Below are 11,504 nucleotides of genomic sequence, written 5' to 3'. Positions count from 1 at the left end.
CCCTGCTTCCCCTGCTCCCCCTGCTCTCCCCCGGCGGCGCAACCCAAAAGCAATATTGTCATACACCGTCATGTGGGGATAGAGAGCGTAATTTTGAAACACCATTGCAATATCGCGTTCTTTGGGTGGTAGGTCATTGATTAAGCGATCGCCCAACCAAATATTGCCTCCAGTCATCGCTTCCAAACCAGCGATTAACCGCAATAGGGTGCTTTTACCACAACCGGAAGGGCCTACCAGCACCATAAATTCCCCATCTGCGATCGTCAGGTTAATCCGCCGCAAGACATTTACACTTTCTGCACGCTCTTGTACTGCATCACTTTTCTGCCCGTATTTGAGTGGGGTTTGGGTTTGTGAAGCAACAACTTCCCCTTTACGCGAGGGAAAACTTTTATAAACGTTTTCTAAAACAACTTGCGCCACGAGAGTTTGAGTTATTGTCAGTGGTCAATAGTCAGTGGTCAGTGGTCAGTGGTCAATGGTCAGTGGCAAGAAAATTACAACTGACTCTTACGGGGCCAGTTGTTCCTCATGGAGAAATCCCCTTTGGGCGGACTGCCTCACAACTGACAACTAACAACTGACAAAGGACAGTTTAGCGCCATGATACACGTTCTATGGGAATACGAAAAGTTAAAAAAATAGCTCGAACCATAAAAAGCGAACTACGCTTGTATTTTAAGGCTGTCAGTAGGTATTGTTATGACTACCTATTTACCTGAAAATCTTTCCCAAGACCCAAGTATTAACCCTGTCCATGACATTGTAGACGTACAAACTACAGATTGTTGCATTGTGGGCGGCGGGCCAGCAGGAGCTATGTTAGCGCTGTTATTGGCGCGTCAAGGTATTTCTGTCATGCTTATAGAAGCGCATAAAGACTTCGATCGCGACTTTCGGGGAGATACAATTCACCCGTCGGTAATGGAAATTATGGAGCAATTGGGCTTAAGCGATCGCTTGCTACAATTGCCCCATACCAAAATGCACCGCATCCGGGTGCAAACTCCTCAAGATACCGTAACATTGGCAGATTTTAGCCATCTGAAAACTCGCTACCCTTACATTACAATGCTGCCTCAAGTGAAATTCTTGGAGTTCATTACCCAAGAGGCACAAAAATACCCTAATTTTCAATTGGTAATGGGTGCAAATGTCCAGGAATTAATTACAGAAAATGGTGTGATTGAAGGTATTCGCTATCGGGGAGGAGGTGGCTGGCACGAAATCCGAGCAATAATTACAGTTGGTGCAGATGGTCGTCATTCACGATTAAGGCAACTAGGTAGCTTTGAGTCAATTGACACCTCACCACCAATGGATATTCTTTGGTTCCGTCTACCCAAGAACCCAGAAGATGCTGAGGGAGGTATGGGACGCTTCGGGCAAGGTCATATTTTGGTAATGCTCGATCGCGGTGATGAATGGCAAATTGCCTATGTTATCCCCAAGGGAGGCTATCAAAAACTCCGCACTACTGGATTGGAAGAATTAAAAAAATCTGTTGTCGAAGTTGTACCAGAATTAAGCGATCGCATCCACAATCTACATGATTGGTCGCAGGTGGCCTTTCTGGCAGTGGAATCTAGCCGCGTCAAACGCTGGTATCGTCCCGGACTTCTACTCATCGGTGATGCTGCCCATGTCATGTCTCCTGTTGGCGGAGTGGGCATTAACTACGCAATTCAAGATGCTGTCGTGGCAGCAAATGTTCTCAGTAAACCACTATTGAACCGACATGTAGATGTTAAGGATTTAGCAAAAATCCAACGTCAACGGGAGTTGCCCACACGAATTATTCAAGCATTTCAGACTTTTATTCAAAAACAGGTATTTGCTCCTATTCTTAACTCAAATCGCATCTTCCAACCACCTGTTTTGTTGAAGGTTCCCATTTTACGCGATCTGCCAGCACGGTTCATTGCTTTAGGTATTTTCCCTGTTCGCGTCAAAATCTAACTTCGAGTATTTTTTCTGGCTATTGATGGTACAATTATACTATTCATGCAGAACTCAATGCTCGTTCCCAGTCAGGCGAAAGTGATGAATTGCATCTCAAATGCTGTTCAAGGCGATCGCTTGGCTTTTATGCTAGAACAGACTCAAAATAGAAAGTGGTTGTAGAAAATTAATTTCGATATATTAAAAAATTCAAACGACCAAACGTATCTAGGTATTGATTGACACTACATATAAAAAGCCACCTTTCCCATCAGCACTTTTTCCAGTCAGGAGGATTTAATGAACAGCTGCGTTTTGATGGCGGAAATCGTTCAAGAACCGCAACTAAGGTATACAGCCGATAATTTGGCAGTTACAGAAATGCTTGTGCAGTTTCCCAATTCCCAAAAGCAAGAAGATCAGCCAGCTACTTTGAAAGTTGTAGGTTGGGGAAATTTAGCCACAGAAATTCAGCAAAACTACCATCAAGGCGATCGCGTCATTTTAGTAGGGCGCTTAGGAATGCACACGGTAGAACGTCAAGAAGGTTTTAAAGAAAAACGTGCTGAATTAACAGTGCAGCAAATTCAATCTTTAACAGGTGATTTTAATACTTCATCGAGAAATACATCAGTTGCAGAAACTCCTTCGCGGCAATCATCCCCAGCAGTTTCCTCTGTTGTAGCAACTTCTCAAGATGTTCCTAATTATGAATCACCTCGTCCGGCAGCTACTCCAGCTAAAACCTCTGTTGGTGTCGTTCCCCAACCCACACGCGAACCAATCCCCCAATCCAGCAATTTCGATCTAGCCACCTATCCAACACCAGCAGCAGAAGAACCCGATCCAGATGATATCCCTTTCTAAATAACAAATTAAGTAGGGGCATACAGCTATGTGCGCCCCTAATGCTAGAAATTTGATTACTGACCTCGTTTAACTTCAAATCCCCGCAATCCTTCTGGTTCTTCGTACTCAATCACAACCTCTTTCACCACAGCTGCTGGTGGCCCTGAGTAACACCAGCGAATCATTTCTTCTACAACCTCCCGTGCCCCTTCAAAAACTGCTTCTACACGAGTATCGGGGAGGTTCCGCACCCAACCGGTTAATCCTAACTGGCTAGCTGTATCCACAGTGGCATAGCGATAGCCCACTCCTTGGACTCGGCCAGAAACGAATACATGGGCGCGGATTAGCTTTGGCAGGGGTGTAGAATTCTGCATAGACTGGTCTATTCTTTACGATTTCCAGTCTACCGAGTTTGTGAGTACACAATCTGTTTTTAACTTTAACTCGTGAAATTAATCGCCTTTTTGCTTTTGGTTGCTGTTCGCGGTAGCATTTCCTAAACAAAAGGCATCGCCACCCCGACGATATCGGTGCTAGCTATCTTCTTCATCATCGCCATATCTGTATTGGCTGTCTTCTTCATCTTCTTCCTCGTTGCCATATCTGTATTGGCTGTCTTCTTCGTTTTCTTCCTCATCATCTCTAGGCTGGCGATCGTCGCGTCTATCCCACTCATCATCGCGTCCTTTTCTACCACCGCCTATATTTCTAAATAGATCGCCTATCCCCATAATCTTCCTCCTGAATTGACCAATTTCCTTTTTTGCGGTCACTTTCATAGTTTGTCTAATGCTTATAGCAGACAAATCTTCCAGTAGGTGTAGATCGATATAAAATCACCCCTATCTTTAGGAGACTATCAAAGTAGTGATAAAGTATTTTTTACTTAGCTGTTGCTCCTTCCCAATTGAAAATTAACTCAAGTAGGTCATAGATACTCATCAGCCATCCATTACAGATTACCAATTTACTAAATCTTGATTAAATTTTGGATTCTTTATTGCTTATGTCTAATCTGCCACCACTCACCACAAAAACTATCTGGGCAATTCTCAACGATACAATTGATGATGCTACAGTCAATCAATTGGTGTGGTACTATTTAGGCTACCGTTATGACTCTTCATCAGAAAAATGGAATAATAGCGAAGTTGCCCAAGAATGGCGAGAGGAGTACCCACAACCACCAAATTTTATTGATAGTCGCCCTGCAACAATCAAGTTAACTCGTTCCATACCTACAGAAAACAAACAACTATTAAAAGAAAAACTGGGCTTTCAAGGTTACAAAATAGGTGAATTTGGGCCTCGGCAGACTCGCAGAGCAACAGCAGCAAACTGGCTATTAAGTTATTTGCAACAAAACATTAATTACTTGAATTAAATTTGCTGATGAAATCTTCAGTCATGAAATTCTAATTTAAAGTTGTATCTTTTTTTGATCGAAAAAATATTTTATTAATTATTTTGTATTTCTATCATCTGATAGTGGGCGAAGAAATATTGACTAATAGTCATAAAATTAAATTCCAAATAAACAATCTTTTTACATAGTAGATATTATTCCTATAGATAGAGGTAATACTTATATAATTATTTCTCTAGACTAATATGCAAAATGATTAATAATTTAGAAGATAAGTATTATTGAGATAATATATTCCAAACAATATTATGACAAAACCAATTGAATTTAACCTATTTGCGCCTTATAACAAAGGAGCTGCGCTAATTGGTTCTTTTTCTGATTGGCAAGAAATTTCAATGGAAAAAGGTGAAGATGGTTATTTTCGTACAACTGTTGAATTAAAAGATGGCGACTATGAATATAAATTCCGCGTTCAGTCTAACTCATGGTTTTTAGAACCAGAACAGTGGGTTGATGTCACAGATCCCTATGCAACTGATATCAATGAATTGAGTGGCAAAGATGACGGGATTGTACGCATAAAAGATGGAGAAAGGATTGTCGATACATACGTTTGGAAAAATGATGACAAACCTTTACCTGCCGACCACGAATTAGTAATTTATGAATTACATGTTGGTGACTTTTCTGGTGGCGAAGACGACCCATACGCTAGAGGTAAGTATAAACATGTTATTGAAAAGTTAGATTATTTATGTGAATTAGGAATCAATGCTATAGAATTGATGCCACTCAAAGAATACCCAGGTGATTATAGCTGGGGTTACAACCCGCGTCATTTTTTTGCAACTGAATCTAGTTATGGTTCCACTGCTGGGTTAAAACAGCTAATTGATGAGTGTCATGGTAAAGGTATTCGTATCATTATGGATGGTATTTATAACCATTCAGAAGCATCTGCACCATTAACCCAAATAGACCATGATTATTGGTATCACCATTCGCCACGCGACCCCGATAATAGCTGGGGCCCAGAGTTTAATTACGAACACTATGACGAAAATTTAGATGTTTTCCCAGCGCGAAAATTTATTGGCGATACAATCCGCTATTGGATTGAAAATTTTCACATCGATGGTATTCGCTATGATGCGGCACGGCAAATAGCTAACTACGATTTCATGCATTGGATTGTTCAGGAAGCTAAAAAAACAGCTGGGAGTAAGCCTTTTTACAATATTGCAGAACACATCCCTGAAACTACTAGCATCACCAACGTAGACGGGCCGATGGATGGTTGCTGGCATGATAGTTTCTATCACTGTATTTTGGAACATATTTGCGGCGATACATTTGATTTAGAACGCCTCAAAGATGTAATTGATTGTAAGCGTCAAGGTTTTATGGGTGCTACGAATGTAGTAAATTACCTTACCAACCACGACCACAACCATATTATGGTAGAGTTGGGCGATCGCCAGATTTTTGATGAGGAAGCATTTAGGCGTGCTAAATTAGGCGCAGCGATTTTGATGACAGCTGTCGGCGTACCTTTAGTTTGGATGGGTGAAGAATTTGGTGAGTACAAACCCAAACAGCAGGAATCAGCCAAAATCGATTGGACGCTACTAGGTAACGAGTTAAATAAAGGCTTGTTTAAATTCTACTCAGGGTTGATTAATCTGCGTAAAAATAATCATGCTCTCTACACTGAGAATATTGATTTTCTTCACGAAAATCCAGAAGCTAAAGTGCTAGCCTACAGCCGTTGGAATGATGAAGGTTCTCGTGTTGTTGTAGTCACAAACTTCTCAGAAAACTTCTTAGCTGACTACCAAGTTCCTAACTTTCCTGCTAGTGGCACATGGCACGAATGGACAGCTGATTATGATATTGAAGCTGGTGATGATGGGATCGTAACTGATATCGGGCCATACGAAGCAAAAGTGTTTGTTTGGCAGTAATAAAATACACTAACCGCAGTCAGCAGTTTAAATAAACACTGCGAAGGGGAAATATTTTCCCCTTTTTTATTTTAAAAATGAAACTAGCCATTATCAGTATTTATTGACAAATACATCTACATTTTGAGCGCAAATTTGTCAAGTAGTAAACTTTTTTGTCTAAAATTATCTGATTTGATGTTGTCCTTTTAATCTAAAATGTGTGTATGATTTTTCACGCATAGATGAAGTAGCCAAGAACGCAGGAACCGCTCCATGCACAATCAGTTATCTAACACTAACATCAAGAATTCTCACGTTTTATTAACTCCTAGCGAAGTCAAATCAAAATTACCTTTAACAAAATCGGCCGAACAAACGGTTTTAAACTTTAGACAGGAAATACAACACATCCTGGACTTTCAGGATCGCAGAAAATTTATAGTAGTTGGTCCTTGTTCAATTCATGACCCCAATGCCGCGCTGGAATATTCAGAAAAACTGAAAGTTTTAGCCGAACGAGTTCAAGATAAATTGCTGTTAATTATGCGAGTTTATTTTGAAAAACCCAGAACAACAGTAGGATGGAAAGGGTTAATTAACGACCCCGATATGGATGATTCTTTTCATCTCGAAAATGGTATATTAATTGCACGAAATTTACTATTAAAAATTACAGAATTAGGCTTACCTACTGGTACAGAAGCACTCGACCCAATAATACCTCAATACATTAGCGAACTAGTTACATGGTCTGCTATTGGGGCACGCACAACTGAATCACAAACTCATCGGGAAATGGCAAGTGGACTTTCCATGCCTGTAGGTTTTAAAAATGGCACAGACGGTAATATTCAAGTAGCTTTAAATGCGCTACATTCGGCAAAAAGTCCTCACAATTTCTTAGGAATTAATCAAAAAGGTCAGGTAAGCGTATTTCAAACTAGAGGGAATGCTTACGGTCATGTCATTTTACGTGGCGGTAGTCAGCCTAACTTTGACCCAGTGAATGTCAAATTGGTAGAAGAAAAACTTAAAGAAGCTGGTTTACCACCTAGAATTGCGATCGACTGTAGCCACGGCAATACAAATAAAGACTACAAATTACAATCTGCTGTCTTTGAAAATGTGATTCAACAAATAGTAGATGGCAACACATCAATAGTGGGAATGATGTTGGAATCTAATTTATATGAAGGTAATCAACCAATTACAGGAAAGCGAGAAGAATTACAATATGGGGTTTCTGTAACTGATAAATGTATCAATTGGGAAGAAACAGAAAAGATTATTTTAGCTGCCCACGAAAAAATTAAGTAAAGTTAATGCTTAGAGGGATTGAAAGTCACTTACAGGTTTCTCTGCGATCTTGCTTACTCAGTCAAATTTAGAAGTAGAGGTTATAGAGTTAGTAGCGACTAAGAGCTGATTCGTAAAGAAAATCTTAAGGATACTCAACTCATTACTATATCTGGGTTTCAGCGAATAAGTGATGTATTGGCTCAAACTCTTGAAACCCTTACAAGACAACTACTTTACTTGAGTTTACAAATTAGCTCTAACAAACAATAAATCTTCTAATACTAATTTGTCAGGTGAGTTAATGAAGTCAGGCACGATCTCGATCTAATTTGATAAGGTGCGTTATGCCGTAGGCTAACACACCTCACAAGTTGGCTCTTTTTTAATTTAAAATTCCTTTTTGTCTACCTCTGTGTTGAAAAAAATTAGGAAATTGCTCCAATTTCTTTCAAATAAACGCGGGTAAATGGTTCATCTTCTCCCAAGATATAATCTTCAATTAGTCCCTTGCGACGGATGGAAATACTATTGTCTTTTTTAATCACCACAGTAGAACCGTCTAAGATATCCCGCATTAATATCATTTCAGTTTCCGTGGGATTATCCAAAACTACCATATTACTCCCATGGTAAAACATACCTTCTTCTTCGAGGATGTCTTCCTGGTACTCGGCAATCAGCAAATCTAGTTTTGGATTGCGTAATAAACTTTGGACGTTGCTGTTGTACTCTTTGTGCAATACTTTTTTAGAGCGATTTACAAAAACTGTGTCACGACAAACAGCACCTATTGTCCATTCGGGATGCTGCAAGAGAATATGGTCAATTGTTTCTTGCAGTTCTTGAACAGAGATTTTATTAAAGGTGATAATCGGTATTCTGGCATCCGTACTCGAATTAAAAAAGGTTTCTAAGATATGAGACGGTACATCAACACTATCCCCAACAGAAGGATTAAGATGCATCAAAACGCCTGGTGCTGCGTTGATTTCTAAGATAGCAAAGCCACCAGATTTCCAAGATTCTGAGAGGTCTTTAGTAATGACATCAATTCCGAGGCAAGTTAGTTGGAAATATTGGGCAATGTCTTGCACCAAGATAATATTGTCATCATGAATCGTGTCGGTTGCATTAATGCTTATACCCCCAGCCGAGAGATTGGCAACTTTACGCAGATAAACTGTACGTCCCTTTTCAATGACACTATTCAATGACAAGCGTTGTTCGTCTAAGTATAGTTCCATCGCCTCATCAACCTGAATTTTACTCATTGGCGAGGTTGGTGAGTCTAGACGTTCGGGTTTTCGGTTTTCTTGACGAATTAACTCAGCAATAGTTAGATAGCCATCACCAACAACTGAAGCTGGACGGCGTTCTGTAGCAGCGACAAATCTACCATTGACGCATAACAAGCGAAAATCTGAGCCGGAAATACTTTTCTCAACAATTATCCGTGTTGGCTGTCCTTCGGGAATCGCTGCTAAAGCCCTACCATAAGCGGATTCTAGTTCTCTTGAGTCTTGTACGTCAGCAGTTACACCGATTCCTTTATGACCTACTACAGGTTTTACTGCTACTGGATAACCGATTTCTCTTGCTACTGCTAATGCTTCATTTTCGGAAATGACGATCTCACCTCTAGGTACTGGAAAACCCAAGGTGTTGAGAAATGCTTTGCAATCATCCTTGCGGGTTGTGAAGTCGGAATCTATATGGCTATCACAATTAAATGTTGTTGCGATACCTCGAATCTGTTTTTTTCCCAGTCCGTACTGCATCAGTCCTTCTTCCCACAAATAAAAAGAGGGAATACCTTTTTCAGCAGCGGTTCGCAATAAGGCATAAACTGTGGGGCCGCCGTAAACAGATGCGCGGAATTTAGTTTGCAGCCTCTCAAGCCGATCCTCGAAAGCAAAGTCATCTTGTTGAGTAATGGCTTCAAACCAATCCCAAGCCAAGTAAACTACTTCTCTGGTTGTACGTTCGTGTAACGATTGAATGCTAATCCGTGAGTATCTGATATCTGGCTTGACACTTGAGTGGCTGAGGTGCAAACCCATATCCAGTTTTCCTACCTCTAATGCCACTTGGGCAAACAATTGGGCATAGGATTCGTAGGTTTGCTCGCTAAGATGGGGATAGCGATCGCTAATAACTGAAATATAATCCTCAAGGGGCAGAGGCTCTTTATATTCAATTAGAGCAAAATCAAATACTAGCGCCCCTGTATCCAAATAGGGGTTCGGCCCGGCGTAATGCTTGAAGTTGAAAATATCGAATACATCATTTTTTCTAGCATTAATGCGGGTTAAACTAGTGCTTTTTTCTTGAACCATTGATGATAAACCTTCAACTAAACACCCTGAAATCTGGACTCTAAGTTATTGCCTAAACTTCTCGATTGTAGATTACCTCACATTACTTTTTAGAGAGTAATTTAGTTTGCCATTAAGATGATTAGCCTCAAACTAACTCCCGTTATCCGCGTTTTCAACTATCTCAGGGCATAATTTAGCCCTTTAATTTAGTTAGTACACTGATACTGACTATAAAATATATAACCTTTGAAAGGTGCAATTATCTTTTCAAAATTATATATTTGTCAGAATAATATAAATAAAATTTTAGGAGGAAAACAATGAATAGCACGCAAACTGCTTTGAGAGATGAAGTTAGACAACTTGCAGAGGAGGCTTTTCGCTCTAAGTTGATTTCTGGTCATGGAGACGGGCCTGACATCAAGGAGTATCAGATTGTATATCAAGGTAAACCCCGACATCTTCCACTAGAACAAGCGCGTCTTTTCTTAACTAACTTGCTTTATAGAAGTCGGATTGTCTAAGTATTCTCGCTCAAAATTCTAAATTCCAGATATGTAGCTAAATTTGGCTACCACAGTCTCTCATAAGTGTTAATTTGCCAACAGAGCTAATTTTGCAAAATCTATTACCTCATTCATAGTAGGTACTAACAGTACTTGAAACTAACATAACAAAGCTTAATTACCAAACAATCTTGCAATAATTAAAGCCTCTAGAAAATGTTTCTAGAGGCTGTTGAGTCTTTTAGACACATATCTCATCCAGTAATTTCTCAGAATTTATTCATGAACAAACTATATACTTTTTAACCTTATTTTTGACAGTGTAATCTACCAAATGGATGATTTGATAGCTGTAATTGTCATGCTTTATTGAAATAAGTTAACTCAATCTCAGGGAGGCATTATGACTGAAAGTAACAACAAACGGCAACTCGTGATTATTGGGGGAGCCGAAGATAAAGATGGAGATTCTCAAATCCTGAGGGAGTTTGTGCGGCGTTCTGGAGGTACGAAAGCGAACATAGTTATTATGACAGCAGCCACAGAATTACCTAGAGAAGTGGGAGAAAATTATATAAGAGTATTTGAGCGCTTGGGAGCTGAAAGCGTTCGTATAGTTGATACAGAAACTCGTGAAGATGCAACTTCTTCTACAGCGTTAGAAGCGATCGCAAAAGCAACAGGCGTTTTCTTCACAGGAGGGGATCAAGCCCGGATCACCAGTATTCTCAAGGATACTGAAATCGATACAGCCATTCACAAACGTTATGCTGAAGGCATAGTGGTTGCAGGCACAAGTGCAGGAGCCGCAGTTATGCCAGATAAAATGATTGTGGAAGGCGATTCCGAAACCAATCCCCGGATTGAAATTGTCGAAATGGGACCTGGTATGGGCTTTTTGCCAGGAGTTGTCATCGATCAGCATTTTTCACAACGCGGTCGGCTGGGACGCTTGATTTCAGCTTTGTTACAGGAACCAGCTGACCTAGGATTTGGTATTGATGAAAATACTGCTATGGTTGTGACTGATAGCCAAATTGAAGTGATTGGCCAAGGCTGTGTCACAGTCGTTGATGAGTCAGAAGCTACACATAATAATATTAACGAAATCTTGAAAGACGAACCGTTAGCAGTTTTCGGAGCAAAACTGCATATTTTGCCACATGGTTACAAATTTGACCTCAAAACTCGCCAACCTATCTTGAATAATGGGACTGTACCAGATGTTCCCACACCAGTGAGTGCAACCAGTGTCTAACTTTTAGTACAT

12 protein-coding genes are annotated in these 11,504 nt (G+C 40.2%); 8 read left to right on the top strand and 4 right to left on the bottom strand.

What is annotated here, in order from left to right; genetic code table 11:
• Positions 1–426: ATP-binding cassette domain-containing protein (locus I8752_RS02310; RefSeq protein ID WP_214430711.1), on the bottom strand; the 426-nt coding region annotated here is incomplete at its 3' end.
• Positions 427–440: 14 nt separating this feature from the next.
• Here I8752_RS02310 and I8752_RS02305 point away from each other — a divergent pair.
• The 3 genes from I8752_RS02305 to I8752_RS02295 all read left to right on the top strand — a co-directional run bounded on the left by I8752_RS02305 (position 441) and on the right by I8752_RS02295 (position 2,811).
• On the top strand, positions 441–587 hold the full coding sequence (locus I8752_RS02305) for a hypothetical protein (RefSeq protein ID WP_214430710.1): 147 nt from the start codon (positions 441–443) through the stop codon (positions 585–587).
• Between the two features lie 118 nt (positions 588–705).
• Positions 706–1,962 carry an FAD-dependent oxidoreductase gene (locus I8752_RS02300; protein WP_214430709.1) on the top strand — a complete coding sequence of 419 codons (1,257 nt, stop codon included), beginning with the start codon at positions 706–708 and terminating at the stop codon, positions 1,960–1,962.
• A gap of 282 nt (positions 1,963–2,244) precedes the next feature.
• Positions 2,245–2,811 carry a single-stranded DNA-binding protein gene (locus I8752_RS02295; RefSeq protein WP_214430708.1) on the top strand — a complete coding sequence of 189 codons (567 nt, stop codon included), beginning with the start codon at positions 2,245–2,247 and terminating at the stop codon, positions 2,809–2,811.
• Positions 2,812–2,867: 56 nt separating this feature from the next.
• On the opposite strand, the gene I8752_RS02290 is transcribed toward I8752_RS02295, so the two are convergent.
• Both I8752_RS02290 and I8752_RS02285 read right to left on the bottom strand, forming a co-directional pair.
• The gene (locus I8752_RS02290) at positions 2,868–3,170 is read right to left on the bottom strand and encodes an acylphosphatase (RefSeq protein WP_214430707.1); all 303 of its coding nucleotides are present in this window, start codon (positions 3,168–3,170) and stop codon (positions 2,868–2,870) included.
• A gap of 159 nt (positions 3,171–3,329) precedes the next feature.
• Positions 3,330–3,575, bottom strand: a complete 246-nt coding sequence (locus I8752_RS02285) for a polyribonucleotide nucleotidyltransferase (protein WP_225895393.1) — start codon at positions 3,573–3,575, stop codon at positions 3,330–3,332.
• A gap of 227 nt (positions 3,576–3,802) precedes the next feature.
• Between I8752_RS02285 and I8752_RS02280 the strand changes: the two genes are divergently transcribed.
• The 3 genes from I8752_RS02280 to I8752_RS02270 all read left to right on the top strand — a co-directional run bounded on the left by I8752_RS02280 (position 3,803) and on the right by I8752_RS02270 (position 7,428).
• Positions 3,803–4,180 (top strand): DUF1823 family protein, encoded by a 378-nt coding sequence (locus I8752_RS02280; protein WP_214430706.1) that lies wholly within the window; start codon positions 3,803–3,805, stop codon positions 4,178–4,180.
• 290 nt (positions 4,181–4,470) lie between these two features.
• A complete protein-coding gene (locus I8752_RS02275) occupies positions 4,471–6,129 on the top strand; it encodes an alpha-amylase family glycosyl hydrolase (RefSeq protein ID WP_214430705.1) in 1,659 nt (552 codons plus the stop codon).
• A gap of 255 nt (positions 6,130–6,384) precedes the next feature.
• Positions 6,385–7,428: a 3-deoxy-7-phosphoheptulonate synthase gene (locus tag I8752_RS02270; protein ID WP_214430704.1), complete on the top strand. Its 1,044-nt coding sequence runs from the start codon at positions 6,385–6,387 to the stop codon at positions 7,426–7,428.
• 407 nt (positions 7,429–7,835) lie between these two features.
• On the opposite strand, the gene I8752_RS02265 is transcribed toward I8752_RS02270, so the two are convergent.
• Entirely contained in the window at positions 7,836–9,746 is a 1,911-nt protein-coding gene (locus tag I8752_RS02265; protein ID WP_214430703.1) for an ATP-binding protein, read from the bottom strand.
• A gap of 302 nt (positions 9,747–10,048) precedes the next feature.
• On the opposite strand from I8752_RS02265, the gene I8752_RS02260 reads away from it, so the two are divergent.
• Complete coding sequence (locus tag I8752_RS02260; protein ID WP_214430702.1) at positions 10,049–10,252, top strand: hypothetical protein; 204 nt, start codon at positions 10,049–10,051, stop codon at positions 10,250–10,252.
• Positions 10,253–10,637: 385 nt separating this feature from the next.
• Positions 10,638–11,492, top strand: a complete 855-nt coding sequence (locus I8752_RS02255) for a cyanophycinase (RefSeq protein ID WP_214430701.1) — start codon at positions 10,638–10,640, stop codon at positions 11,490–11,492.
• The last annotated feature ends 12 nt before the right edge of the window (positions 11,493–11,504 follow it).

Source organism: Dendronalium phyllosphericum CENA369 (assembly GCF_016056275.1).
GTDB lineage: Bacteria > Cyanobacteriota > Cyanobacteriia > Cyanobacteriales > Nostocaceae > Dendronalium > Dendronalium phyllosphericum.
The sequence above is the reverse complement of the archived record's forward strand: the minus strand, read 5'-3'. Positions and strand labels throughout refer to the sequence as shown.

What these genes read in the sequence shown, in the direction of transcription:
- I8752_RS02300 (WP_214430709.1), top strand. Translation starts at nt 706, where the DNA reads ATGACTACCTATTTACCTGAAAATCTTTCCCAAGACCCAAGTATTAAC.
- I8752_RS02295 (WP_214430708.1), top strand. Translation starts at nt 2,245, where the DNA reads ATGAACAGCTGCGTTTTGATGGCGGAAATCGTTCAAGAACCGCAACTA.
- I8752_RS02290 (WP_214430707.1), bottom strand. Translation starts at nt 3,170, where the DNA reads ATGCAGAATTCTACACCCCTGCCAAAGCTAATCCGCGCCCATGTATTC.
- I8752_RS02285 (WP_225895393.1), bottom strand. Translation starts at nt 3,575, where the DNA reads ATGAAAGTGACCGCAAAAAAGGAAATTGGTCAATTCAGGAGGAAGATT.
- I8752_RS02280 (WP_214430706.1), top strand. Translation starts at nt 3,803, where the DNA reads ATGTCTAATCTGCCACCACTCACCACAAAAACTATCTGGGCAATTCTC.
- I8752_RS02275 (WP_214430705.1), top strand. Translation starts at nt 4,471, where the DNA reads ATGACAAAACCAATTGAATTTAACCTATTTGCGCCTTATAACAAAGGA.
- I8752_RS02270 (WP_214430704.1), top strand. Translation starts at nt 6,385, where the DNA reads ATGCACAATCAGTTATCTAACACTAACATCAAGAATTCTCACGTTTTA.
- I8752_RS02265 (WP_214430703.1), bottom strand. Translation starts at nt 9,746, where the DNA reads ATGGTTCAAGAAAAAAGCACTAGTTTAACCCGCATTAATGCTAGAAAA.
- I8752_RS02260 (WP_214430702.1), top strand. Translation starts at nt 10,049, where the DNA reads ATGAATAGCACGCAAACTGCTTTGAGAGATGAAGTTAGACAACTTGCA.
- I8752_RS02255 (WP_214430701.1), top strand. Translation starts at nt 10,638, where the DNA reads ATGACTGAAAGTAACAACAAACGGCAACTCGTGATTATTGGGGGAGCC.